18 protein-coding genes are annotated in these 26,835 nt (G+C 52.5%); 8 read left to right on the top strand and 10 right to left on the bottom strand.

Annotated elements, in window-relative coordinates; genetic code table 11:
• Positions 1-63 precede the first annotated feature (63 nt).
• From NST44_RS02230 to NST44_RS02220, 3 genes are all read right to left on the bottom strand, one after another.
• On the bottom strand, positions 64-822 hold the full coding sequence (locus tag NST44_RS02230) for a MerR family transcriptional regulator (protein WP_340897604.1): 759 nt from the start codon (positions 820-822) through the stop codon (positions 64-66).
• Positions 797-1,723: a DUF2268 domain-containing protein gene (locus NST44_RS02225; protein ID WP_007130459.1), complete on the bottom strand. Its 927-nt coding sequence runs from the start codon at positions 1,721-1,723 to the stop codon at positions 797-799. Before NST44_RS02225 ends, NST44_RS02230 begins: the two co-directional genes overlap by 26 nt.
• A gap of 191 nt (positions 1,724-1,914) precedes the next feature.
• Positions 1,915-3,033 carry an NAD(P)H-dependent flavin oxidoreductase gene (locus tag NST44_RS02220; protein WP_213613126.1) on the bottom strand — a complete coding sequence of 373 codons (1,119 nt, stop codon included), beginning with the start codon at positions 3,031-3,033 and terminating at the stop codon, positions 1,915-1,917.
• A gap of 245 nt (positions 3,034-3,278) precedes the next feature.
• Here NST44_RS02220 and NST44_RS02215 point away from each other — a divergent pair, with 245 nt between their 5' ends.
• Positions 3,279-4,151 (top strand): LysR family transcriptional regulator, encoded by an 873-nt coding sequence (locus NST44_RS02215; protein ID WP_213613124.1) that lies wholly within the window; start codon positions 3,279-3,281, stop codon positions 4,149-4,151.
• 184 nt (positions 4,152-4,335) lie between these two features.
• Here the strand turns inward: NST44_RS02215 and NST44_RS02210 are convergent, their stop codons facing one another.
• Both NST44_RS02210 and NST44_RS02205 read right to left on the bottom strand, forming a co-directional pair.
• The gene (locus NST44_RS02210; protein ID WP_213613122.1) at positions 4,336-4,899 is read right to left on the bottom strand and encodes a hypothetical protein; all 564 of its coding nucleotides are present in this window, start codon (positions 4,897-4,899) and stop codon (positions 4,336-4,338) included.
• 272 nt (positions 4,900-5,171) lie between these two features.
• Entirely contained in the window at positions 5,172-5,504 is a 333-nt protein-coding gene (locus NST44_RS02205; RefSeq protein WP_144872333.1) for a hypothetical protein, read from the bottom strand.
• Positions 5,505-5,912: 408 nt separating this feature from the next.
• On the opposite strand from NST44_RS02205, the gene NST44_RS02200 reads away from it, so the two are divergent.
• From NST44_RS02200 to NST44_RS02190, 3 genes are all read left to right on the top strand, one after another.
• Complete coding sequence (locus tag NST44_RS02200) at positions 5,913-7,658, top strand: ABC transporter ATP-binding protein (protein ID WP_007130455.1); 1,746 nt, start codon at positions 5,913-5,915, stop codon at positions 7,656-7,658.
• A complete protein-coding gene (locus tag NST44_RS02195; protein ID WP_210094197.1) occupies positions 7,655-9,469 on the top strand; it encodes an ABC transporter ATP-binding protein in 1,815 nt (604 codons plus the stop codon). Before NST44_RS02200 ends, NST44_RS02195 begins: the two co-directional genes overlap by 4 nt.
• Positions 9,470-9,956: 487 nt before the next feature.
• Complete coding sequence (locus NST44_RS02190) at positions 9,957-10,232, top strand: phage holin family protein (RefSeq protein ID WP_007130453.1); 276 nt, start codon at positions 9,957-9,959, stop codon at positions 10,230-10,232.
• Between the two features lie 329 nt (positions 10,233-10,561).
• On the opposite strand, the gene NST44_RS02185 is transcribed toward NST44_RS02190, so the two are convergent.
• Positions 10,562-10,792, bottom strand: a complete 231-nt coding sequence (locus NST44_RS02185) for a hypothetical protein (protein ID WP_007130452.1) — start codon at positions 10,790-10,792, stop codon at positions 10,562-10,564.
• A gap of 18 nt (positions 10,793-10,810) precedes the next feature.
• Positions 10,811-11,365: a 5' nucleotidase, NT5C type gene (locus NST44_RS02180; RefSeq protein WP_007130451.1), complete on the bottom strand. Its 555-nt coding sequence runs from the start codon at positions 11,363-11,365 to the stop codon at positions 10,811-10,813.
• Positions 11,366-11,548: 183 nt separating this feature from the next.
• On the opposite strand from NST44_RS02180, the gene NST44_RS02175 reads away from it, so the two are divergent.
• From NST44_RS02175 to NST44_RS02165, 3 genes are all read left to right on the top strand, one after another.
• Positions 11,549-13,798 carry an ATP-binding cassette domain-containing protein gene (locus NST44_RS02175; protein WP_210094195.1) on the top strand — a complete coding sequence of 750 codons (2,250 nt, stop codon included), beginning with the start codon at positions 11,549-11,551 and terminating at the stop codon, positions 13,796-13,798.
• A gap of 559 nt (positions 13,799-14,357) precedes the next feature.
• Positions 14,358-16,055, top strand: coding sequence for a glycoside hydrolase family 13 protein (locus NST44_RS02170; RefSeq protein WP_007130448.1), 1,698 nt, complete (start codon positions 14,358-14,360; stop codon positions 16,053-16,055).
• A 19-nt stretch (positions 16,056-16,074) separates the two neighbouring features.
• On the top strand, positions 16,075-17,136 hold the full coding sequence (locus tag NST44_RS02165; RefSeq protein WP_007130447.1) for an NAD(P)-dependent alcohol dehydrogenase: 1,062 nt from the start codon (positions 16,075-16,077) through the stop codon (positions 17,134-17,136).
• A 199-nt stretch (positions 17,137-17,335) separates the two neighbouring features.
• On the opposite strand, the gene NST44_RS02160 is transcribed toward NST44_RS02165, so the two are convergent.
• Both NST44_RS02160 and NST44_RS02155 read right to left on the bottom strand, forming a co-directional pair.
• Positions 17,336-18,184, bottom strand: a complete 849-nt coding sequence (locus NST44_RS02160) for a hypothetical protein (RefSeq protein ID WP_210094194.1) — start codon at positions 18,182-18,184, stop codon at positions 17,336-17,338.
• The gene (locus tag NST44_RS02155; protein ID WP_007130445.1) at positions 18,174-18,695 is read right to left on the bottom strand and encodes a sigma-70 family RNA polymerase sigma factor; all 522 of its coding nucleotides are present in this window, start codon (positions 18,693-18,695) and stop codon (positions 18,174-18,176) included. The genes NST44_RS02160 and NST44_RS02155 overlap by 11 nt, the downstream gene beginning before the upstream one ends.
• A gap of 529 nt (positions 18,696-19,224) precedes the next feature.
• On the opposite strand from NST44_RS02155, the gene NST44_RS02150 reads away from it, so the two are divergent.
• A complete protein-coding gene (locus tag NST44_RS02150; RefSeq protein WP_007130444.1) occupies positions 19,225-20,463 on the top strand; it encodes an MFS transporter in 1,239 nt (412 codons plus the stop codon).
• Between the two features lie 471 nt (positions 20,464-20,934).
• Here the strand turns inward: NST44_RS02150 and NST44_RS02145 are convergent, their stop codons facing one another.
• Entirely contained in the window at positions 20,935-26,322 is a 5,388-nt protein-coding gene (locus tag NST44_RS02145) for a WIAG-tail domain (RefSeq protein ID WP_340897585.1), read from the bottom strand.
• Between the last annotated feature and the right edge of the window lie 513 nt (positions 26,323-26,835).

The following is a 26,835-nucleotide window of genomic DNA, read 5'->3' as shown; positions in this document are numbered from 1 at the left end:
GGAAAGTGTTTGCTTTCTTTTTCATTGAAATAACAAGATCGCCCAATCCAGAGCATGTACCATTCATTGAGATGTTTCACGGTTGATATTATGCATGATTGCACTGTAGAGAAAATCGGCTAACTCTTCATTGCCATATTGATTAAAATAGTTTTTGAATCGTGCATCGAATTTGTAAGTATGGGCAATGCAAGCCAGTAACTCTGCATCACAGGTCATGAATTGCATCAGATTATTTTTCCATTCCTCGATTAATCGCTGAACTTCATCGGAGGAAGGATCCTGATCGATACAAGACGCAATTCGTTTGAATATGTCCTTCATGGCTTGAAAGCTTTCCTCTTTATCATCCGGTGACAATTCTTCCAACGATTCATTAAACTCTTTATACGCCTCGGTTTCGCCATAAAAGAATCTCGCCTCATTTGCATACTGCTCTTTCAATGGCAGGACGGAAGTGCCATTGAAGAGCTGCAAATCACTAATATCATTTCCCGAAACGTATTCTTCGAGAGCCGCCATGATCGTTTCTATTCTTTGTTTTCTCAATAATAAGGCTTGACGCTGCTCCTTTAATATTTGATTTTGCTCTTGTCTGGGCAGCTTTAAAATGTCCGCAATTTCTTTCAAGGAAAAATCCAATTCCTTTAGGAACAAAATCGTTTGAAGTTTTTCCAAACTGCTTTGTTCATATAGTCGATACCCTTTTTCCGTCAGATGTGTCGGTTTGAATAAATCAATTCTATCGTAATAATGCAAGGTCCGACTTGTAATGCCTGTAATCTGAACAATATCCTTAACCGCTAATAATGGTTTCTTCATCCCAGAATCCTTTTACTTCGTCCAGTATTTGAGCAGCAGGCGTGATGGTGGCCTCAAAAATCGTTCTTCCTGTTTTTCTTAAATAATATTGGATCAAATAATATCCGCAGGCGTATCCGGCACTATAAGGCATATTGACTGGTTGAGAATTTTGAAGCTTCGCGATCTCGTCACCGTAAAGATACGGAGCAATTTGATCAAACCCCGTTAACTGCAGCTGCTCTCTAAGCACAGGTTTTATGCGCCGGTTAAGCGTTTCTGCGTTTGTTTTCGTTACCCAAGGACCGAGCAATCCTTTCCCAAACATAAACGTAGCATAATTTTCAGCCAATCCTTCACTTACAATGAGCTCGCCCAAATTCACGGTGTGATCCCACTGGATAAATTGGTATCGCACATTATGGTTGCATTCGTGCGCCAGCGCAGCCTTCATTCGAGGCATCGTGTATTCATTTGGCAAGAGCGTACCCCAGATAAACCCGGGAATGCCACCAAAACCGCTATATCCTTCGTTTATGGTTAAGGCACGGTTTTCCGGATTCCCGAGTTGAATGGTAAACAAATAATCGGAAACGGGAAGATTTATATCGTGCTCAACAAATAGATTCAAGCTTTTCTTCACGGCATGCTCACACTCTAACCAAAAGGCTTCGGACGAAATCAGCTCGATCTCTGCCGAAATCTGCGGGCTAATCTGATGAGGGGCTCGATGCATCATACTATTAAACGTAATCACGTCAAAACCGTTGGCCTCTTCAGCTTTAAAAGGGAGCTGTTGAATTTGCCACTGCTTCATAAAGGGAGCCATCATTTCGTTTCTGAATAATTCTAGCTTTTCCTCGGGCGGAGCTTGGGCAACTTTTTGATAAATTTTGTCTGAACGCAGTGTTTGTATGTTCATATCTTTCACTCCTAGTTTTGTTTTCATAGCGAGATTATGCACTATGACCTAACGTCATAGTCAAGCGCTTTGAATCAAATCATGAAAAATTAGGTAAAGACGTACCCAGATGCATTCATCTTCCAGCTCCCCGTTCAATAAAAAAACGGAAGCCGCGTATCGTTCGATCGCTGCGTCCGTTCTGTGCGAAATTATTCGTGTAATGGTTGTGAGTCGCGAATACTTTGATCATCATTCTTAGAATGGAAGCTCTTGTTTACAAGCATATTCGCCTGATCCATTGTTTGTTTGACAATTGCAGCGGCAGATCGGTCTTTAGCCAGTCTCAAGCCTTGTCCAGCCCACAGTGACATATACTCCGGCTTATTCGCCATTGCCGCAGCCTGCCTGATATCCCGTGTCATGACGTGCTGAATGGGATAAGGGGGAATCTTACCGGGATACATATGCATACCGCGTATGAATTCTGTACGAATACCACGCGCTGCTTTGCCTGAGTAAGCACATGTAATTACTGTAGCGTCCTCGTTTGCCGAAAGTATCTTTTGTTTGTACGTAGGATGTGCGCCACTCTCTGTACAGGCCAGGAAAGCAGTGCCCATTTGAACCGCTGCTGCTCCTAAAGCAAGGCTGGCTACGAGACCCCGTCCATCCATGATCCCCCCTGATGCGATCACGGGAATCGAAACATGATCACAAATTTGGGGAACCAGAGCCATGAGTCCTATTAAAGCATCGGAGCCGTTCTTCAGAAATGTTCCTCGGTGTCCCCCTGCTTCGCTGCCCTGCGCTACAATAGCGTCAACCCCCGATAGCTCCAATTGTATAGCTTCATCTACTGTGGTAGCAGTACCCATTACAAATGTTCCACGCTGCTTCATACTTTGAATAACACCCGGTGATGGTATACCAAACGTGAAACTAAAAACGGGAACGCGCTCCTCCAGCAGTACTTGCACCTGCTCTTCAAACGATTCCGAATATTGGGGAAGTGGTGGATTTTGCGGGATTCCAAGCTCCTTACGGCTGGAGTTCAGGTATTCAGCCATTTTGGCAATGGTTTCTTCGGATTCCTCCGGTTGCTCCAGGACAAACAAATTCACTCCGAAAGGCCGGTCGGTTAACGCTCGGATCTTACGGATGGCATGACGGAGTTGTTCAGGGGTTAAATATCCGGCCCCTAGGTTGCCTAGTCCACCTGCGTTTGAAACGGCTGCGACTAACTCAGGAGTCGTTGGCCCGCCTGCCATCGGTGCCTGAAAGATCGGATAGCGAATGTTGAGCTTGCTTGTGATCGCTGTTTCAAACATTTTTAATGCCTCCTGTTAAATGTATATTTCGTGCCTCCATATGGGCGAGGACATGTTTAGCTTATGACTGCAGATAAAGGCTGAGCTTGAGATCGAGCGCCATCACCACGGCAACCATTACGAAGCTGGATGATGAAACGTAGGTAAGAATCACTGCCTATTTTACCTGCCTTCATATATCAAGTAAAATGAATCTAAATGATGTTTAACATTAAAAATTTTAATGCCTAATACGGAGGTATGCAGTGGACATCCGGGACATGCAGATTTTTTTGGCTGTAGCCAATGAGGGGAGCTTTACCCGAGCAGCCGAGAAGTTAGAATACGTTCAGTCAAGCATAAGCATAAGGATTCAGCAGCTTGAAAGCGAACTAAACACAGAACTGTTTCATCGCGGTCGTCAGGGAGTTCGGCTCACATCATCCGGAGAAGCGTTAAAATCTTATGCCGAAAAAATTATCATCCTTACTCAAGAAGCACAGCGCGTTGTATCCGATCGTTCAATCCCTCGGGGGCCTCTTCGAATCGGATCGCTTGAAACCACAACGGCGATTCGGCTTCCATTGATTCTCGCTGAATACCATAAGTCGTATCCCAATGTCGATTTAGTACTCAGAACGGGAACGACGGAGGAGCTCGTCCAATCGGTACTGAAATACGAGCTGGACGGTGCTTTTGTGTCCTCACCAGGTGAGCATCCAGAGCTTGAAACCGTAGAGGTTGGGGTTGAGGAGCTAGTTCTTCTATCAGGCGGGCAAACTGACCCGATCCATCGGCCGGAACAACTACGCCATCTGACCATATTGGTATTTCGTGTTGGATGTCATTACCGTCGAATACTCGAGGATTGGCTGCATGGTAAGGGCAATTCCGCAAAAATCATGGAATTCGGAACTCTGGAGGGGATTCTGGGATGTATTCATGCCGGGCTCGGCGTTTCGCTTTTGCCTCGGTCGGTAATCGAAAGAGCCATGATGAAATATAACTTACAAGCTCACAACATCTCGGATGAGTTCCTCAGAACACCTACATTGTTTATACGACGTAAAGATACCTTTAAAACAGCAGCGGTATCCGAATTCATTAGGATTTCCAAAGAAAGATTCAACGATATTTAATAAACAAGACGTAGAGAATGCGGATTTTCTGGATTTGGGGGGCCGTGTCTTTGTGGTTGCTGCAGCAGGGAATCAGCTATCGGTCCTAACTTATACTTTTTGTTCTCAGCATCAGGTGAGTGATTAAGGAATCGGGAGATTCTAAAAGAGACCTGTCGCCTCTATGCGACAGGTCTCTTTGCTATTATGGCAGTTGTCCAGAACCCTTATATTTAAGCTTATTTGGGTCCCAGGTGTAAACCGCTTTAGCGGCTTCCCATCCGCCTTCCGGGAAGTACTTCTTCCAGTACTCGACAACTCTGCTTTTAGAGTCTATGAACACTTGCAAATCCCCCATAATGTTTAGTTTCTCTATCAAGGTTCCGTTTTGTAATCGGTATACGTACATTCTTGTATTGGAAGGGAAATAGTTAAACGAGACCGCAACATGCATTTCTTTCTTCGTAGCGGAGAAGATCTGAATCGATGGGTCATCAGCGTCATCATCGCTCAAAATTCCTGTATTTATCAATACAAGGATTCCTTTTGAATTAAGAAGATAAAAGTTACCCGCTTCGGTAAGTATGAAGTACTCTTTTTTGTTGTCGTTATTAAGGTCGGCAGATTTTATTATCTTTACTCTTTCATTAGGGTATTTCTGATTCAGTATTTTCATTGGATTGTGTGGTTCAGCGTAAGACAAGTTCGCTGATAAAAAGATGAGGCTTAGCGCAAAAATAGACAATGTAAGTTTCTTGAAAATAGGCAATGGTCCCTTCTCCTTTACAGCAGTAGTAGGTATATTATACCAAATTGCGTCGGATAGGTTCATAAAAATTGCAGGTGAGATTATGGCTGAAAGCGGAGCGGGCAAGTGTTTTTTTATCTTTCACTAATCCAGCTTTAAGCTTCCTTTAAGATTCGAGAACTATGATAAAGACACCCCTTACAATAGATTGGAAGCCCCGCCGAGTGAGCATCGGCGGGGCTTCTTCGCGTATAGGGCTTATGCAGCGGATTAGGCCTTCTTACACAACAATCTTATAATCCCAGCAATCGGGTGATGTAGGCGGTCACGGCCTGGTCTTGGAATGCCTGCCAGTTATCAAATGGTGTGTGCTCCGCCATGAACCGGCTAATCGAGGAATGCTGAATGAAGCGGTCGAAATCCTCGTCGGTTGTTCCTTGATATCCGGCGGACTTCAGAAGCTCTCCAATGGAGGGAAATCCGGTATGCCGCTGCACGAAAGCATCCGTGAACACTTCCTCAACGGGCACTTCCTGCTGCATCTCGGACAGCTTCGAGGCGTTATCCCGAATTTCCTGCAGCTTCTCTTCATTAAGCCCATCCAATGGGTTTATCTCCGTATTCATGATGTGCACCTCCGGTAAGATCACGCAGCGATGGCGTACGTGGTATTGATCCATTCATTATATCTACGAGTTTATAAATATCCGACTTCGATTTTTATGCATAAGGTGGTTGTTATGTGTTGGGAAGGTCAGCTTTTTTGCTTATTTAACCTCATGAACCATCATCAGAATCAACGGAAGCGTTAGAATCTCCTTTCATGACCGATCTACATGACAGACTGTTGTCAATGATCCATATACTATACCACTGGCTGCTTGCGCCGGGAAGGAACTTTATAATCATTCTTTACCTAGGAAAGGCCGGGTTTATCATGTAAACTGGTAATGATTTACTGGTGAGCGGCTTGATCCGATCATGGCTTCGTAAAGGTCGACATCCATATTGGTTGCATAATGGGGGTGGGCACTGTGCCCAAAAAAGAAAAGATATCCATGTCCTGGCTCCTGCGGTACTTGAGTCCGGTCAAGGGAAGGCTGATCATTCTGCTCGTCATGCTGCTGACATCAAGCGGTCTGCAGCTATTGAATCCGCAGATCGTGAAGCGGTTCATCGACACGGCAGCGGGCGGAGGGCTGCTTGGCACCCTGCTGCAGCTGGCAGGGCTGTTTCTGATTGTCGCCGTTGTTAATCAGCTGATTACGGTGGCGGTCAGCTATTTAGGCAACGACATTTCCTGGCGGGCGACGAACCGGCTGCGCGGAGATCTGCTGAAGCATTGCCTCCGCTTGGATATGCGGTTTCATAATACGAAAACGCCCGGCGTCATGATCGAACGCGTGGACGGCGATGTGACCAGCATCTCCAATTTTTTCGCGATGTTCATCGTGCAGGTTATCGGCAGCTTCGTGCTTCTCGCCGGCATATTAGGATTCATGTTTACGGTCAATCTGCCGATTGCCATTGTCATGACCGTCTTCACGCTGCTGTCGATTATGTTTATGGTGATCATCCGCAACCTGGGCGTTCAATCGTCCAAGAACGAGCGCGAAGCAAGCGCATCCCTGTTCGGGCTGATTGAGGAGCGCATTGCCGGGATCGAGGATGTGCAGGCAAATGGTAACGTACCGTATGTGATGAACCGGTTTTACCGTTTGATGCGGGCCGTGTTCCTGAAAGGGCGGAAGGCCTGGATGCTTCGCGTCATCCCTTGGAACACCACGGTTATCCTGTTCGCGCTTGCGGTCACGGGCGTGCTTCTGCTCGGAGTTCGCTACTATCTCATCGGCGAGATCAGCCTCGGGACGTTGTTTCTCATCTATCAATACACGCAGATGCTGAACGATCCGATTGAGATGCTGGGCGACCAGGTGCAGGAATTTCAAAAAGCCAAGTCCGGCATGCTCCGCTCCAGGGAACTGCTCTCGAATCGCAGCGAGATTGTAAACGGGAAGAAGGAACAGCTGCCGGAGGGGCCCCTCGGCCTGGAGTTCGAGCGGGTGAACTTCAGCTACAACGAGGATAAGCCTGTCCTGAAGGACATTACGTTTACCGTGAAGCCAGGGGAGCGCCTCGGCATCATCGGACGCACCGGAAGCGGAAAGTCGAGCCTGAGCCGGGTGCTGCTGCGGCTGTACAATATCGACGGCGGGGTCATTCGCGTGGGCGGCACGGATATTACGGAGCTGACGCTCCCGGCCCTGTACCGGCGGGTCGGGATGGTGACGCAGGACGTTCAGCTGTTCGACGGCACGCTCCGCGACAACTTGACGCTGTTCGATGCCGGCGTATCGGATGACTTCATCCTGGAAACGACGGAGCGGCTTGGACTTCGTCAATGGATTGATGCGCAGCCGGAAGGGCTGGACACCCATCTATCGACGGGAGGGTCATCCTTGTCTGCCGGGGAAGCCCAACTGTTCGCGTTAACGCGAGTCTTTCTGACACAGCCGAGTCTCGTCATTCTGGATGAGCCTTCCTCGCGCCTGGATGCAGCCACGGAGACGATGCTGCAGGCGGCTGTGGATCAGCTGATGCGTCAATGCACGGGAATAATTATTGCGCACCGGCTGGCAACGCTGGAGCAGGTGGATAAAATCATGGTGCTCGGCGACGGACGCATCCTGGAATTCGGGGAGCGTGAGGCGCTGGCCCAGGATCCGTCTTCCCATTATGCCAGACTGCTGACGACAGGCAGAGAGGAGGAGCTTGCATGACGGTAGCCGGTTTTATCGGGCGATTGTTTCGTTTCCGCCCCGCATTGTTTTTGATTAACGGCGTCTTGTGGTGCGTATTCCACTCTTTGCCGCTGTTGATCGGGCTCGGGATGCAGTGGTTCTTCGACCGGGCGACTGCAAGCTCCGGGGCTGCCGACTACCTGTGGCTGGCTGTGCCGCTGATTTTTATTGCGGCTGTGCGGGTCGCGAGAGTCGGGACTTTCTTCGCCGCGTTCTATGAATGGGTAACCTATATCTACCACATTCAGGCGATTCTGCGCACGAATATGCTGGCCGGCATTATGCGCTGGCCGGGGCGGAATCTGCCCGCTTCGCCGGGCGAGGCGATGAGCCGCTTCCGCGATGACGTGGATGAGGTTGTCGAATATGTCGAGTCCTGGGTGGATTTCTGGGGCCGTCTCGTATTTGCATTGGTGTCCGTTGTCATTATGGCGAGCATTAACTGGAAAATCATGCTGGTCGCGGTGCTGCCGCTGGTCATCGTAACGCTGCTGAACAATCTGTCCGGCAACCGGGCGCGGAGATACGGTCAGAAGAACCGGGAAGCGACCGGTAGAATCACGAGTTTTATCGCGGAGACCTTCGGCGCGGTTCAGGCGCTCAAGCTCGGCCAGGCTGAGGATCACGTGCATGAGCGCTTTACGAAGCTGAACGAGGAGCGCCGCCAGGCAGCGCTCAAGGATAATCTGTTCAAGCAGTGGATGCGGTCGCTGAACCAGCATGTGCTCAGCATTTGCACAGGATTAATCCTGCTGATGTGCGCTGCGGAAATGCAGGCCGGACGGTTTAGCGTCGGCGACTTCGCCTTGTTCACGAGTTATTTGGCGAACATCGGATTCAGCATTTCCTTATTTGGTTACATGGTGTTCCAGCATAAGCGGCTGAAGGTATCCTTCGACCGGATGCGGATGCTGTTCCGGCCGGGCGAAGAGGACCGGCTCATTGAAGCGCGGGAAACGTACCTGAACGGGGAGCCGCCGGAACTGCAGGAGCCCGTCAGGGATCCGAAGCTGCAGCTTAAGGAGCTTACGGTGAGCGGGCTAACTTACCGGTATCCGGGTTCCGAGAGCGGAATATCGGATATCAGCTTCCGGCTTGAGCGCGGCAAGTTCCTGGTGGTTACAGGGCGGATCGGTGCGGGCAAGTCCACGCTTGTGCGGACCCTGCTCGGTCTGCTGTCGAAGCAAGAGGGGGCAATCAGCTGGAACGGCACGGAGGTGGATCCCGCTGTGTTCCTGGTTCCGCCGAGAGCCGCCTATACGCCGCAGGTGCCGCGTTTGTTCAGCGATACCTTGAGGGAGAACATCGTCCAGGGCAAAAGAGACCATGCGGACGAGGCGTTGAATCGCGCAATCCGTCTCGCCGTTATGGAGAAGGATATCCAGGACCTCGACCAGGGCCTCGAGACCTTCGTCGGCCCGCGGGGCGTCATGCTCTCGGGAGGACAGATCCAGCGTGCGGCTACGGCGCGCATGCTAATGACGGGGGCGGATCTGTATATTTTCGATGACCTGTCAAGCGCGCTGGATGTCGAGACGGAGCAGCAGGTATGGGAGGGGCTCTTCCAGGAAAGCGATGTTACCTGCATCGCGGTATCGCACCGGAGGGCGGCGCTCGCCAAAGCGGATCATATCATCGTCATGAAGGACGGCCGGATTGAGGCGGAAGGCACGTTATCCGAGCTGCTCGCGACAAGCGAAGAAATGAGGCTGCTGTGGGCGGGAGAACAAACGGCCGCGGAGCGTGAAGAGCCGAAGGTCACGGTAAGCGAAAAAGTCGTTCTCAGGTAACGAACGCAACACGTAAGATTTTATTGGAATTGGGAATTGGCAAGAAGAAGATGACGCGTACCCGTATAATACGGGGCGCGTCTTTTTTTATGTGGTCGGGCAAGGGCTGAAGCGGAAGCAAGGATCGATCAAGTTGTGCTATATCCATCCGCTTCTTCTCAAAAACTCTGAATATTCCACCTCCTGTCCCGCATACCTTGATAGTAGAGGAAGAGTACGTTAAGTAACCCTAAGTACCCAAGCGAAATTCTTCATTACGCATTGGGTGCTTGGCAGCTATGGACGGTTAACAGTGGCGCAGAGACTGCTTGGCATGCCTCAAAAATGCACTCAGAAATGCAAAGAATCAAACAATGACAGCCAAATAAAGGCTTGGTTAGCGGGACTGCACAAGGTAGGGGGTTACAGGGCATGAGTCCAAGCAAATCGATAGATTCCGAGAATAGGATGTAGTAGAAAGACATCAGAGGAAGGGTAGGGATATGCCATGGAATGGAGCATTATTGCACAGATGATCGACCCGAGGCTGTCCTTGGTAGTTGTCGCCTGCTGGGTCATCGGCTACGTGCTCAAGCAAACGCCAAAGGTTCCGAATTGGAGCATCATCTATGTCGTTATCGTGGTATCCATTTTGTTCACGGCAGGCCTTATAGGCTGGAGCGTTGAAAATATCATACAAGGTATTATCGCGGGCGCATTTGCCGTATTCGGCCATCAGGCTGTAAAGCAGACGGCAGAGGCGATTTCCGGAAAGAAGAAGTAAATGCCCGGCTTATCTTCGAGTACTCCAAGCGATTAGAGGCGGATATACGGCTTGGAGGCATAAGGACTGATAAAAAATCCAGCTCTTCTTCCTAAACAGCATCGGACAAGCAGACGAGGGAGGAATCGTTACGGGCGGGTGTCAAACGCAATCTGGGTAATCGCTCGAATCCCGGGAAGAAATGCTTCGTGCACCGAAGCATTTCTTCCCACAAAAAAGAAGGTGTTTCCTAAGATCTATCGATCTTATGGGGCACCTTCTTGTGTTATGCTCGGCATTTTTAGACTGTAATAAGGTAATGAGAATTACGGGACTGCCTCATAAAATCCTTACATGCGCTGAAACATAGCCGTATCCCGGCTGTAGTGGCTGACCAGACCGGTTTCTTCATTCCGGACACGGACTACGTCGGGCGTATAGCATTCGATGTATCCACGCTCAACCTCCACATACACGCTGGCGGGATCCTCTTCCCATACGGATACGAGCGTTTCCGACAGCGCAGCTGCAAAGAAATGAACGTCTTGCGACAAGTACCTACTATTTCGTTCTATATTCATTGTTTATCCCCTTGAGTGTTATTTTTCGGACAAAATCCGGCCGACCAATTCGTTCATGCCCTTCCAGGAATCCTTCAGGATGAATTCATGCTGAATATGCGCATTCCATGGACGCGGGATAAGGATCGTCTGCTTCCCCGCTTCCCTTGCCGCAATCGCGTTATGCGGACCGTCGTCGATCAGGAGATCGAACTCTACTAAATATTTGCGTTTGGCGACGAAAAAATTATCGAACGGTATAAACGGCATATGCGTCTGCAGCCATTTCCATTTCTCGGGCACGGAGGACGGGCGGGCAGCCGTAATGATAATGACGTCATAATCGTGCGTCATCCGCTCGACTTCGTCAATGGTATATTCATCAAAAATGTCGAGCTCCTCATATAAACCGGGCTTTCCGAAGAAGAAATCCTCCGAGCATTCGGGATGCCAGATTTCACTCAGGTTGTAGTCCGTAATCTGATCCAGCGTAAGCTGCGGGTCTTTATACTGTAAATTATGATAGTGAATGGCTTTGGGAATCAGGTGGCAGATCGTGTCATCCATATCAATCGCTACGATTTTTTTACTCATATCTCTATTATTCTCCCATAATCCGGAACCGGAATAAATATGATTTTCCCGTAATTGTAACGGACTGGATGAGCAATGGCAAACCATTCATTATTTTTTGGTCTTTTCCTTCAATTAAGACAGTACATGTCATGATTCATTCTTATAATGGAAGCACATTACAGGGCATAGGAGGATTTTAGGATGTCACATTCGTTTATCGACATTCAGGGAGCAAGGGAGAACAACCTGAAGAACGTGTCACTGCAAATTCCGAAGCGGAAAATCACGGTGTTTACCGGCGTGTCCGGTTCCGGCAAATCATCGATCGTGTTCGATACAATCAGCGCGGAGGCCCAGCGCCAGCTGAACGAGACCTTTACCGCATTCGCCCGCAATCGCCTTCCTCGGCATAAGCAGCCGGATGTCGATTCGATCGATCATCTGTCCACGGCCATCGTCATCGATCAAAAGCGGCTGGGCGGCAATTCCCGGTCGACGCTTGGAACGATTACGGATCTGTATTCGATTCTGCGGCTGCTGTTCTCCAGAGTGGGGAAGCCGTTCATCGGGTATTCCAACGCGTTCTCGTTTAATGACCCGCAAGGGATGTGCCCGGAATGCCAGGGGATCGGCAAGAAGGTCGAGCTGGATCTTAATAAGCTTCTGGATCCGTCGAAATCGCTGAACGAGGGAGCGGTGCTGTTCCCGATCTTTTCGGTAGACAGCTGGTATTTAAGAAACTACACGTATTCCGGTTTCTTTGATAATGACAAGAAGCTCTCGGACTATACCGACGAGGAGTGGGAGCTGCTGCTGTACGGCAAGGATCGCAAGGTGTCGTTTCCGTCCAAGGGCGGGCCGATCGAAGCCGAATTTGAAGGGCTCGTTCATAAATTTAATCGGCTCTACATTCAGCGGGACAGCAGCGAGCTGTCCGAACGGACGATGAACCATGTCAAAAATTTCATCACGCACGCCCCTTGCCCGTTATGCAAAGGGACCCGGCTCAGCCAAGCGGCTTTAAGCTGCCGGATCAACGGCTACAATATTGCTGAGTGCACGGCGATGGAGATCCCGGAATTGAAGAAGGTCATTGAGAGCATTCGGGAGCCGAGCGCGCAGACGATGGTGGACAGCTTAACCGAACGGCTGCAGCATTTGATCGATATGGGTTTGGATTACCTGACCTTGAATCGGGAGACGACCACCTTGTCCGGCGGCGAGTCCCAGCGGGTCAAGATGGTCCGTCATCTGGGCAGCAGCTTAACCGATATGATGTATGTCTTCGATGAGCCGAGCGTCGGGCTCCATCCGCGGGATGTGCAGCGACTGAACGGGATGCTGCGCAAGCTGCGCGATAAAGGGAACACGGTGCTGGTCGTGGAGCATGACCGGGATGTGATCGAAATCGCCGATCATGTGGTGGATGTCGGGCCTTACGCGGGAACCCGTGGGGGAGAGATTGTTTTTCAAGGAACGGTGGAAGAGCTGTACAGCCAGGAGGACACCTTAACCGGGCGCTTCATGAAGCAGAGCTTGCCGATTAAAACAAGCTTCCGAAAGCCCTCCGGCCATATGAGGATTTCCGGCGCGAACGTGCATAATTTGAAAAACGTGACGGTCGATATTCCGGAAGGCGTGCTGACGGTTGTCACTGGGGTAGCAGGGTCGGGCAAAAGCTCGCTCATTCACCATGCCTTCCTGCCGGAGCATCCCGAAGCGATTGTCATTGACCAGTCTGCCGTAAGCACCTCGATTCGCTCGAATCCGGCCACCTACACCGGAATCATGGACGATCTTCGGAAACGGTTTGCCAAGGCGAATGGACAGAGCCCGTCGCTGTTCAGCTTCAATTCGAAGGGAGCCTGCCCGGAATGCCAAGGGTTGGGCTTTATCTACACGGACTTGGCCTTTATGGAAGGCGTTGTGTCGCCATGCGAAACATGCGAGGGACGACGCTTCAGGGACGAGGTGCTCCAATACAAGCTGAATGGCAAAAGGATCACCGAGGTGCTGGATATGACGGTGCTGCAGGCGCTGGATTTTTTCGAAAACAAGGAGATCATCCTTCGTCTCCAGGCGCTGCATGATGTCGGGCTGCATTATTTGACGCTTGGTCAGCCGCTCAGCACCCTCTCCGGGGGAGAGAATCAGCGCATCAAGCTGGCGAGCGAGCTGCACAAGCAGGGCAAGGTGTACGTGATGGACGAGCCGACGACCGGGCTGCATATGTCCGATGTCGGGCATTTGATCGAAATCATGAACCGGCTGGTGGATAACGGTAGCTCGGTGATCGTCATCGAGCATAATCTGGACGTCATCCGGCAGGCGGATTGGATTATCGATATGGGGCCGGAGGGCGGCAGCCGGGGCGGAACGGTTGTGTTCGAGGGTACACCTGCGCAGCTGGTGAAGGCGAAGCATTCGCTCACCGCCAAGTATGTGGTGTGATTAATCATCCTTAAGACCTGCGATGCTGGAGTTGTCCTAAACAGTGGTGTTTACTGCTGCGGGGCAGCTCTTTTTCAGTAAGTCCCCCAGCAGCTCCGATTCAGGAGGCCCCCCAACGTCTCCGATTCACACGAAGTCCTCAAACAGTGCCAATGAAGAAGTCGCCTTAACAGCTCGTTTCAGGAAGCCTCACCGACCAACTCAGGATGGCCTCCCACATGGAGGGCTTATAAGCAGGGCAATCCGGCAATACTGGATGCAGCGGCAGGTACAGGAGAGGCATGGAGAGCAGTTTCCGAATGATGAGCGGGCCGCTCTTACGCCGGGTGCAGATACGCCGGCTGAAGATGCGTCAACTGAAGTTACGTCAACTGAAGATACGCCGGCTGCAGTTAGGTTAGCTGCAATTACGCCAGCTGAAGTTCCGTCAGCTGAAGTTACGTTAGCTGCGATTACGCCCGCTGCAGTTACGCCAGCCCTCTCCTGCCTGCACCATTCAATCATTGCAGCGTCCTGTCAGCTACCGCACGGGCCGCATACATAACGGGGGATACTAACAATGCGAACAGTATGGTGGAAAGAAGTTGTCGCTTATGAGATATACCCGCGCAGCTTTATGGATACGAACGAAGACGGCATCGGCGATCTTCCTGGCGTCATTTCCCGCCTGGATTATTTGAAGGAGCTCGGCATCGACGTGATCTGGATCTGCCCGATCTATAAATCGGCCAATGATGACAATGGCTATGATATCAGCGATTATCATGCCATCATGGAGGAATTCGGCTCAATGGAGGATTTTGACCGGCTGCTGGCGGAAATTCACGACCGGGGCATGCGGGTGATCATGGACCTGGTCCTGAACCACACGTCGGATGAGCATCCGTGGTTCATTGAATCCCGGTCTTCCCGGGACAACCCCAAACGGGACTATTACATATGGCGCGACTCCAAGGAAGGGGCAGAGCCCAACAATTGGGCGTCGATGTTCAACGGCTCCGCCTGGGAGTACGATGAGCAAACCGACCAATATTACCTGCATCTTTACTCGAGAAAGCAGCCGGATCTTAATATGGAGAATCCGGAGGTGAGGCAGGAGCTGATCCGGATGATCCGCTGGTGGCTCGACAAGGGCATTGACGGCTTCCGCGTGGATGCCATAACGCATATCAAAAAAGCGCCGGGTCTCCCGGACATGCCGAATCCGGGCAATTTCCGCTATGTCGATGCGAATCCGGGCCACCGCAATATTGAAGGCATTCATGACTTTTTACAGCAGTTCAAGCGCGAAGCCTTTGCGGAGTATGACATTATGACGGTGGGCGAGGCCAGCGGAACCGATGTCTCCGAGGCCGATCTGTGGATCGGTGAGGAGAACGGGGCCTTCAATATGATTTTTCAATTTGAGCATGTCAGCATGGATTTCGGAGCGGAGGGCCGCTGGGATTTTGCCCCGTGGGATTTGGCGGAGCTGAAGCGTATTACCCGCAAGTGGCAGAAGGGACTTGAGGGCGTCGGCTGGAATGCGCTGTTTATGGAGAATCATGATCAGCCGCGCTCCGTCTCCCGTTTCGGCGATCCCGTGAATTTCCATAAGGAATCCGCCAAGATGCTGGCTACCTTCTTCATGCTCCAGCAGGGGACGCCGTTCATTTATCAAGGACAGGAGATCGGCATGACCAATGCGGATTTCAGCGAGCTGAGCCAATACCGGGATGTAGAGATCTACAACTATTACCGGGAGCGGCTGCTGGACGGGAAGGACGTGGAGGAGACGATGCGGAGAATCGCATATCGGGCACGCGATAACGCAAGAACCCCGATGCAGTGGGATGACTCGTTGTACGGAGGCTTTTCGACCGTTGTGCCGTGGATCCGCACGAACCCGAATTACCATGAGATCAATGTACAGCAGCAGGAGAAGGATCCGGACTCGATCCTGAACTTTTACAAAGCATTGATTCGCCTGCGGAAATCCAGTCAAACGCTCATTTACGGCACCTATGACGATTGGCTGGAGGAACATCCGGAAATTTTCATGTATTCCCGAAGCTTAGAGGATGAGGCTTATTTGATCGTCTTGAACTTTTTTGGAAACACCCCCGAGCTTCGCATGCCCTCCCCGTGGCGGGAGCGCAAGCTCGAAGTCGTTCTCTCCAATTATACGCCAGCCGAAATTCTACAGGACCGATTCACGCTGCGCCCTTATGAAGCGGTTGTATATCGTGTTACACTACAGGGGAAAGCGATTACTTGAGATTCGAGGTGTTGTCAGTATGTCACAATCGAAAATGATGGCAGCGGCCGTTCTGGACAAGCCGATGTCGATCGGCGTGAAGCAGGTTCCCGTTCCCGAGCCGAAGCCGGATGAAGCGCTCATTCAGGTTTACTGCATCGGCATTTGCGGTTCGGATGTCCATTACTATGAACATGGGCGCATCGGCAGATATGAGGTTAAGGAGCCGCTGATTCTGGGACACGAGCTAGCAGGCATTGTGGTTCAGACCGGGGATCGAGTGACGAACGTATCGGTAGGAGACCGTGTCGCCGTCGAGCCGGGCGTAACCTGCGGTCGCTGCGCGTATTGCAAGAGCGGCCGGTACAACCTCTGCCCGGATGTCGTATTCATGGCTACCCCTCCGGTGGATGGGGCATGGGCGGAATACGTGGCGGTTCGCAGCGATTTTCTGTTTAAGCTGCCGGACGATATGTCTTTTGAAGAAGGGGCGCTGCTGGAGCCGCTGTCCGTTGGTCTCCATGCGGTTCGCCGCGGCCGGATCCGCCCGGAGGACCGGGTGCTGGTGCTCGGCCTCGGACCGATCGGCCTCTTGGCCATCGAGGCGGCCAAGCTGTCCGGGGCATCGCAGGTGTACGGAAGTGATGTAGTGGAATTCCGGCGCGATTTGGCGTCGCGGATCGGAGCCGCTGGCGTAATCAATCCGCTGTCGGATGACGTGCCTGAGCGGCTGAAGGAGCTGACTGGAGGAGAAGGCGTCGACCTGATCATCGAGACGTCCGGCAATGCAGTCGCGATTGGAAGCTCCATCGGCTACGTGAACCGTGGCGGACGGATCGTGTTTGTCGGCCTGCCGACGAAGGACGCCATTCCTGTCGATATCGGCGCACTGGTGGATGCCGAGCTGGACGTGTACGGCGTGTTCCGCTATGCCAATACGTATCCGGCGGCGATTCGATTGCTGCAGAGCAGCAGCAGCCGGATCCGGGATATCATTACCCATGAATTCCCGCTGGACCGGATCCAGGAGGCCGTGGAGCTGGCCCGGACGCAGAAGGACACCAGCGTGAAGGTTATGATATATCCGGGACGGACGTCATAAAAAGCGCCCATTCGTTCGTTTCTCGGCACAGCAGCACTCTGGATGATACGGTTCTCTAAATTTCATTAGTGCCTAATCCCAAAAGTTACTTAGCAGCAAGCGCCCGGCTCCAATCATCATGGAGCCGGGCTGCTGTACATTTTGGGGATTCGTTAAATGTATGTCTTCCCAATAAAGGGGTGAAATCCTCCCAAGCCTCTTATTCCGGATGGGCATTGCTCATCCAGCTGTCAATGCGCAGATCCCCGGCGTAGCCTTCACGGGATGAGATTTCGCTGAGCCTCTGTTCCGCTTCCTCCCGGGTATCGAATCCGCCAATCGCGGCAATGAAACCACCGCCGGCTGTCTTAATGAACGTTACGTCATCTTCGTAGTATATCTCCTCGAGGATTGCGAGGGACTCTCCCTGCGGCATAGCTTCACTACGGATATAAAACACTTCGCGCGGCGTTGCCTGTTTGCCGGTAAAGGCAAGCTTCAGCTCGATATACCCCGGATCCCGATACTCCGACACGCTGTGGGTCACACCATCCTTCAACTCTACCACAAAACGCATGGCGGAATCATCCAGGATGATATTTTCATAGACGTCCTCCACAAGCGAAAGAGCCAGCAGATCGCTCTTGACTGCATCGTAATCGAAATTTCGAACGCCGTTGAGCGTAAAAATGAGCCGGTTCGGCGCTTCCCGGTGCTCTACGGTATAGGAGGGCACGCTGGATACCGTTTCGCCTGCCTGGTCGAAGTTGATGCGAAGCACATCTGCTACAGTTTCGGTGTTGACGCTTACGCCATCGGTCCGCTCACCGCCCCCGCCAAACTGAAGCACCTGCACAATGCTGCCCACAACCGGGACTTTGGACAAGGCATTGGCAACGCCCGGTATGTTAACGACAAACAACAGGGCGAGGCTTGCGGCAACCACGCTCGAGTATCGCATCAAGCGCAGGGATCTTTTGCGCGCGGCCGCTTTGTGCCGGGCCGACTCCATCACATTAGCCAGCTGAGCCGGAATCTCGATCTGTTCATAACGATCCTTACCTGTCATATCCCTCGACCTCTCCTTCGATCAAATATTGTTTAAGCTTTCCGATGATTCGGTAAAACCGGGTTTTGACCGTGTTCTCCGGCAGTTCCAGGACATCGGCCATGTCTCTGAAGCGCAGGTCCTCGAAAAATTTCAAAATAATATACGCCTTCTCCTCCGGCGCAAGCCGGTCCATTGCCTCATATAAATCCAGCTTCTCTTCCAGCGGAACGGCAAGCTCGGCGGCCGCGTACTCCTGGGTCTGATCCTCCATAAAGGCGATCCGCTTGTTCCGGTTCAGACGATCGAGCGCGCAGTGAATCACGATCCGGGTAATCCAGGATTCGAAATACTGCGGCGTCTTCATCCGCTCGAAGGAAAGATAAGCCTTGTAAGTCGCCTCTGAGACGATATCAAGCGCGTCCTGCTCATTTTTGACATAACAATATGCCACCCGGTACAGCTTGCCGCTGCACCTCGTAATATGTTCGCTGAACTGCTGTTGCGAAAGTGCCTTGGCCAGTTCACTCACTCCTTGCTATTTAACGTCTTAATGATGCTGTACAGGATCGATTGCAGCATAAACCGATTGCTTATGCGTCAAGTCGCTGCCGCTGTATGAAACTCGGCCGAAGCTGCATAAACACGATTGCCACTGTCTAAACTCCGTTACACCTGCTTAAAACACGGATTGTTTCTGCGTCAAATCTTGCCGCTCATATAATCGGTTGTTGCTGTACAGGATCGATGCTCGCGCGCGCATCATTGGCTGGCCAGCTTCATGCTTGTTAGCCACACCGACTATTAGACCGAGTAGGAGCCGAAATAGTTTTAGCGCATGACTAAAAAGTCATGGGAGTTTCAGGAAACCCTTAGACGCCAGAGTAGAAGACATCTTTCACGCAAGGAATTCCCTGGGGTGATTTCGTTTCTTGGGGTTAACAAGCGATAGGGAATAATGTTAACATGTGAGCATATAAGATTAGGAAGCGAGGCCGGAACATGTAGGTTACTACCCCACCACCCATACAATTGAATACTGAAAGAAACGGGGTAGAACCATGAATAACAAATCTTTCCGCTATCTCTGGACCGGTCAGGCCCTCGCCAATTGCGGCGATTTATTTTACGTTGTCGGGCTAATGGCGATCGTCCATGAGATCACGGGATCTGCCATGTATATGGCTATGATTCCTTTTGTTACTACGCTTGCTCGATTTATTAGCGGGGGCTTTGCGCCCGTACTGATGGACAAATATGCCCTGAAGTTGCTGCTTCTCATCTCGCAATGGGGAAAAACAACAGCACTGCTGCTGCTCGTCATGACCCGATATGCACTGGGGAATCAAGAGATGACGGTGTATGTGATTCTTGGCATGGTGTTCCTTATCTCGTTCCTGGACGGCTGGGCCGCTCCGGCGAGCCATGCAATGCTCCCGCGGCTTGTTCCGCGGGATGAATTAACCCGGGCGAACAGCTTCGTTGCCGTAGTTGACCAGATCATTCAGCTAGGCGGCTGGGCTGCCGGAGGAATGCTGGTCGCCATGGTCGGAGGCGGTCAGGTCATTTGGCTGACCGTCGTACTGGCAGCGGCTGCAGCTGTTTTGATGAACAGGATGGAGGATCCGCTCGTTTCAGGCGACTCAAGCGAACGGAGGGACCGTCCTCCGTATTGGAGCTCCATGCGTGAAGGCTGGGTACTCATCTGGAAACAGCCTGCTTTGCGGACGATCCACGTCATATATGTGCTGGAATCCATTGCCGGAGTCGTGTGGATCGCTGCTATCCTATATGTATACGTGTCCGAGGTGCTGCACAAGGAAGAGGCTTGGTGGGGATATATTAACGCCAGCTTTTTTCTGGGATTGATGGCAGGCGGATGGTGCGGCATGAAGGGCTCGAGGTGGATTGATCGCCATATCGGCAGCTTAACCGTATATTCCTCCTTCGGCATCAGCCTGATGACGCTTGGCTTCGGAATGACCTCGATGCCGTGGCTGGCTTTGATGTTTTCGGCAGGGTTTGGTCTGTTTGATCAGCTCAAGGCGGTTTCATTGCAAACCATGCTTCAGCGGAGCGTGTCCCTACAGCTGATGCCCAAAGTGTATGCGGCCCAAAGCTCGCTGATCTCACTCGTTTTTGGAGCGTCTACACTGTTGTTCGGGTATGTCACAGACCGGTTTGGTGTCAGGGCGACCTTTATGGCAGCGGCAGGGATATTGTTCTTATCTGGCTGCTACGCGTTCGGGGCACGGTCCCGATGGCCGTCGGGTAAAAACGCTCCAGATAAGGCGCAATGAAAAATACGCTGGGGCATTTTTTCGTAATGCAGCACGGGTCCGTCATATGTACCGAATAGGGATTTGTGTCGGCAGTAGAGGGCGATTGTCGCGCCACAGGTACTTAAAAGGGTCCTGTAGCGGCAGTAAAAGGCGATTGCCGCGTTACAAGTACTTAAAAGGGTCCTGTTTTCAACTGCAGAAGGCAGGGGGCTACTCGGTCCGCCCGATTTCGGATGATCAAGGGATTATCATTCATATTGAAAGACGAGCTCTATGGCTCGTCTTTTTTGGCATAATATAGACCATTTGATAAGCTGTCCAGGAGCGGAGGATGTTAGCAGATTGCCGTGCTTTTCATAGGTCGGGAATTGCTGCTTACACTTACAATCATGCACATCCCCTGATGGGCAGCTTTAGCTGCAGCCGTGTACAAAAAGACTCCCCCAAGACGCTGAGATCGGGGGAGTCTTATAAAGAATTATGCACGTTCTACAGGGAAGGGCCAATCGCAATCCAAGATATGAAGCCGTAGGCCAGATTGCAGCCGGGCTGGCGCACAACCTCGAGCACGGCGCTGTCTTCTTGCTGGGATTTCAGCGAAATTTGGAAGCCGGGATTGTTGCTCATGCCTACGATGACATAGTTGATGCCGCCAAAAGGCTCCTCAAATTGAACCCCCACTTCGGCTTTGGCCTCGGGGCCGCTCAAAACGAAAGGCGTCATTCCATATTGTTGGAGCTTCGCCTGGCCGGCCGTACCGCGCACTGGCGTAAATCCGAGATGGCGGCTTTGAATGGAGCCATCGGCAATTTGCGTGCCGCCCAGAGAACCGTCAGCGACATGAGAACCTGTAATGGCACCTTGCGCAATATGGTCGCCGGTGATGGAAGCATCGGCGAGGGTGAAACCGTCGAAGGCATCCGGCCCGAGATGGCGGCTTTGAATGGAGCCATCGGCAATCTGCTTTCCGCCCAGAGAACCGTCAGCGACGTGCGACCCCGTAATAGCGCCCTGCGCAATATGGTCGCCGGTAATGGAAGCATCGGCGAGGGTGAAACCGTCGAAGGCGTCCGGCCCGAGATGGCGGCTTTCGATGGAGCCATCGGCAATTTGCGCACCGCCCAGAGAACCGTCAGCGACATGAGAACCTGTAATGGCACCCTGCGCAATATGGTCGCCGGTAACGGAAGCATCGGCGAGGGTGAAACCGTCGAAGGCATCCGGCCCGAGATGGCGGCTTTGAATGGAGCCATCGGCAATTTGCGCACCGCCCAGAGAACCGTCAGCGACGTGCGACCCCGTAATAGCACCCTGCGCAATATGGTCGCCGGTAACGGAAGCATCGGCAAGGGCGAAGCTGCTGAAGACGTCCGGTCCGAGATGGCGGCTCTCGATGGAGCCATCGGCAATTTGTGTGCCGCCCAGAGACCCATCGGCAACATGAGAACCTGTAATAGCACCCTGCGCAATATGGTCGCCGGTAACGGAAGCATCGGCGAGGGTGAAACCGTCGAAGGCATCCGGCCCGAGATGGCGGCTTTCGATGGAGCCATCGGCAATTTGCGCACCGCCCAGAGAACCGTCAGCGACGTGCGACCCCGTAATAGCGCCCTGCGCAATATGGTCGCCGGTGATGGAAGCATCGGCGAGGGTGAAACCGTCGAAGGCATCCGGCCCGAGATGGCGGCTCTCGATGGAGCCATCGGCAATCTGTGCACTACCCAGAGAACCGTCAGCGACATGAGAACCTGTAATAGCACCCTGCGCAATATGGTCGCCGGTAACGGAAGCATCGGCGAGGGCGAAGCTGCTGAAGACGTCCGGGCCGAGATGGCGGCTCTCGATGGAGCCATCGGCAATTTGCGCACCGCCGAGCGACCCATCGGCAACATGCGATCCCGTAATAGCGCCCTGCGCGATGTGGACTCCGGTCACAGCGGCGTCGGTCAAATGAGCGCTGGTCACTGCCCTTATTCCCAGCTTGGCACTGTCAATGGCTCCATCGGCGAGGGTGAAGCCGCTGAAGGCGTCCGGCCCGAGATGTCTGCTCTCGATGGCGCCGTCGGAGATGTGCGAGCCTGCAATGGTTCCATCCGCGATCTTATCTCCAGTCATCGTTCCTTCAGCTATGAGTTCCGCCGTAATCGCCCCGGCTTCGATATGCTCTGTACTGATGCAGTGCATCTGCAGGTGGTGGGGAAGGACCGCACCTTCGGCTAATTGCCGGGATCTTACCGAACCCGACTGCAGTTGATCCACGCCGACACTGTCTGGCTGCAGATGCACGTGCCCTACGGATTGATTCCCCAGATGGGCGGCATTAACGGAATAAGGCGCCAGGTGATGGCTCTGAATCGCGAACAGCTCAATATGATTGGAACCGACAGAACCTTCTGCGATATGCTGGCTGTTTACAGAGTCCTCCGCGATATGACCTGCAAGAATGCTTCCTTCCGTGAGATGGGAAGATGTAATACTTGTTTCTTGAATGTGGTGCGACCCGACCGAATCCGGAGCAAGATGGCGATCCGTTACGGCATTGTTTCCGATATGCTCTGATTTGACGATGTCTGCCCCCAGATGGTCGGACAGGATGCTCGCCTGCTGCAGGTGCCCGGAGCTGATGGAGAGCGGCTTGATTTTACCCCCGCTCACGGAGTTTGGTTTCAGAGCCTGCTCGGATACCGACTCTGGGGAGAGATGGGCTTCCGAGACGGACTGAGCTCCCAGCTTGGAGCCCGGAATGCTGCCGTCATTAAACAACATCTCCGGAGAGCGGGCTTCGTCCGCTAAGTGATTTAATGTGATGGATTTTTTCTTCAGGTGGTAACCGTAAATCGCTTCCTGCACAATATGCTTGCCCAAGATGGATTCCAGGCCGAGATGAGCGCCTTCTATTGCCTGCGGTGCAATTTTGTCTGAAGTAACCGCCTGGTCCTGGATCGCCTCTCCCGATACGGAACTTGGGGACAGGTGGGCCGATTGTACGGCCTTCTGGGCAATCTTATCTGCGGTGACGCTGCCCTCCGCAAGCTTGGAGGAAGTAACGGCAAGATCCACAAGCTTGTCGGTCGATACGCTTTCCGGCGACAGCTTCAGCGATGTAACGGCGTGGTCGCCCAGATGGCGGGGGACAATGGCGCCGTTCGCGATGGCGGATTCGGTAACGCTGTCCGGTGCAAAATGCTTCGGAATCAGGCAGCCCTCCGCAATATGAGCCTGATTTACCGCTTGTTCAGCCAGGTGCCGGGCCGAAATGGCTTGAACGGCGACATGGTCCGATTTAATGCTCGAGTTCTGAATATGATGCGTTTTGATCGAATCCGGAGCAAGATGGCGATCCGTTACGGCATTGTTTCCGATATGCTCTGATTTGACAATGTCAGCCCCCAGATGGTCGGACAGGATGCTCTCCTGCTGCAGGTGTCCGGAGCTGATGGAGAGCGGCTTGATTTTGTCCCCGCTGACAGAGTTTGGTTTCAAAGCCTGTTCGGATACCGACGCAGGGGAGAGATGGGCTTCCGAGACGGACTGATCTCCCAGCTTGGAACCCGGAATGCTGCCGTCATTAAACAACATCTCCGGAGAGCGGGCTTCGTCCGCCAAGTGATTTAATGTGACGGATTTTTTCTTCAGGTGGTAACCGTGGACGGCTTCCTGAACAATATGCTTGCCCGAGATGGATTCCAGGCCGAGATGAGCGCCTTCTATTGCCTGCGGTGCAATTTTGTCTGAAGTAACCGCCTGGTTCTGGATCGCCTCTCCCGATACGGAACCCGGGGACAGGTGGGCTGATTGTACGGCCTTCTGGGCAATCTTATCTGCAGTGATGCTGCCCTCTGCAAGCTTGGAGGAGGTAACGGCAAGATCCGCAAGCTTGTCGGTCGATACGCTTTCCGGCGACAGCTTTAATGATGTAACGGCGTGGTCGCCCAGATGGCGAGGGGCAATAGCGCCATTCCCGATGGCCGATTCGGTCACGCTGCCCTCCGCGATTTTGTCCGCCGTGACCGAGCCTCGCGCAAGCGCCTTGCTCTGTACGCTTTCGGCCTTGAGATGCCTTGCTTCGATTGCTTGGTCGGACAGATGGGCCGAGCGCACCGCTTCTTCCTGAAGAGCGCTGGTTCCGACACTGCCTTGAGCTAGGTGATGCTGCAACACCGACTGTTTGGCGATATTGACGGAGGTGACGCCATCAAGCGCAATGATCGCTCCGCCGACAGAGCCGAGCGCCAGCTTGCTGCTTGTGACGCTGCCAGAAGCCAGCTGCTTTTCGCCAATGGATTCAGGCTGAAGATGCTGCCTGGCTACGGCGCCGTCGGCCAGATGCTGCGGTCCGACCGCTTTAGGCTTTATGGCGGATCCGGTTACGCTTTCCGCTGCAAAATGCTTCGGCGTCAGGCTGCCCTCCGCGATATGGGACGCTTTCACCGCTTGCTCAGCCAGATGTTGGGCTGAAATCGCTTGATCCACAATATGGGCCGATTCTACCGATCCTTTGCTCAAATGCCGGGTCTGCACCGCTTCGTTAGCGATTTTGCTCGGGAGAACGCTTTGGTCTGCGATCTTGGAGGCAGTGACGGCTTGCTCCACCAGCTTCGCCGTATGGACAGACTGGTCGGCCAGCTTGAAGCTTGTAATGCTGGAATCGGCAAGATGCCGAGAAGCCACGACGCCAGAAGCGAGTTGCTCATCTCCAATAGAGCCATGTCTGATTTGCTCGGTGCCGATCGCGCCGTCCGCGATATGGCGGGAGAGGATGGTGCCAGCCTGTAGATGTGCCGAACCAACGGCGCCTTCGGCGATTTGGCTAGAACCGACGCTGCCATAAGCTAAATGCTCGGCAGTGACCGATCCGGGTGCCAAATGCCCGCTGTCTACGGAGCCTTGTTGGATATGTGAGCCGGAAACGGCACCATATTCAATCTTTTCGCTGCTGATCGCGCCGTCACGGATTTTGGTTGTCGTGACTGCGTAGTCAGCGAGCTTGGAGGTGTGCACGGCTCCGTTGGCCAGATGCCGGGTTTCGATCCCGCTGGAGGCAATTTTGTCGCCTCTGACAGATTGATCGTCAAGCAGCTCCGTCGTCACGATCAGATGCTGCAGGTGGCGGGCCGTCACGGCGCCATCGGCAATTTTATTCCCTTCGACCGAATGATCCGCGAGCTTCTGGGCAGTGATTGCGCCGTCTTTGATTTTGCTTCCGTTTACTGCGCCGTCGCGGAGCTTGCGAGTGGACAGCGAGCCGTCCATCAGGTGATCGCTGGTAATGGACAGCGGGGCGATCTTGCTTGAGGTAACGGCCTCGTCCGTGATATGGATGCTGCTCACGCTGTAATCCTGAAGCGCCTCGGCTCCTACGGCACCGGGTGCGATTTTGGAGGCGGTCACGGCCCGGGAGGCAATGCGGCTATCGGTAATCGCATATTCGCCGATATCTTCGGTGTATATGAATGCTCCCTTCACTCCAGGCATTTCCCTATCGGCCAGCAGCTGCTCTTGTTCAGCATGTATGGCCGCAAAGGATGAGGTATCGGCAGGTTTCTCTTGGCTCGGGAAAACTTCGCTCAATGGATTGCTCGGGTTCTGTTCCGGCAGAATATCGTGGATGACCTGTATCTCTTCCTGTATCTCTTCCTGTTCCTGCCTTATCTCCTGTTCAAACTGTTGCTCGTTCTCTTTCTCCTGCTTCAGTTCAGCTAGACCAACAAGGTCTTCATCGGAATCCAAGACGGAAGCCGCGGACAGGATGCGGGCCTCCTTGTCTTTTTTGGAGTTGCGTCCCGTACCTCGCCCCAGCAGGTCAATCTCCCGGGTACTCGGATCGACTCTGAAGGGCTGGGTAGAGGAGGATGAGGTTTTCTTCTTTTTTTTCAAAACGGCACACTCCTTCTGAATACTAAATCGTCTCCGATATCCTATGCAGACGCGTAGGCGGCTGTCACAGATGTTTCGGGAGCTTAGCAGACGAACGGCCGGGGCTTTTATCAGGGGGCCTCTCCGATAGAAGTCGCCATGGGGAGCTGCCGGTAAAATGGAAAAGGGACCCGGCTGTGCAGCCAGGTCCCTTATTGCGGCGTGAAATGCGCCGCCTATAAAATTTAACCCCTGACAGACGCATGCGGTCTGTACAGTCGGTTCCGTGTGTGAAGTCATTCAAGAATCATTACTTCCAAAACAACAAAAGCCCTGCCTCTCTTTCGTCCTTGCGGCTCCGATGACCGCTCCAGTGTGAATCAGAAAACGTTCCTTAAAACTCTTACTCTTAGGGTCATTAAATAGGAATTTTCCACTTCATCTGAGATGTAATATCAATTTTCGAGGAACTTACGGGGTTAAACTTCATGTAACAGTTTATTATTATATCATAGTTGGGCCCGATAAGCAAAA

This window comes from Paenibacillus sp. FSL W8-0919, assembly GCF_038003785.1.
Classification (GTDB): Bacteria; Bacillota; Bacilli; order Paenibacillales; family Paenibacillaceae; genus Paenibacillus_AQ; species Paenibacillus_AQ lactis.
The sequence above is the reverse complement of the archived record's forward strand: the minus strand, read 5'-3'. Positions and strand labels throughout refer to the sequence as shown.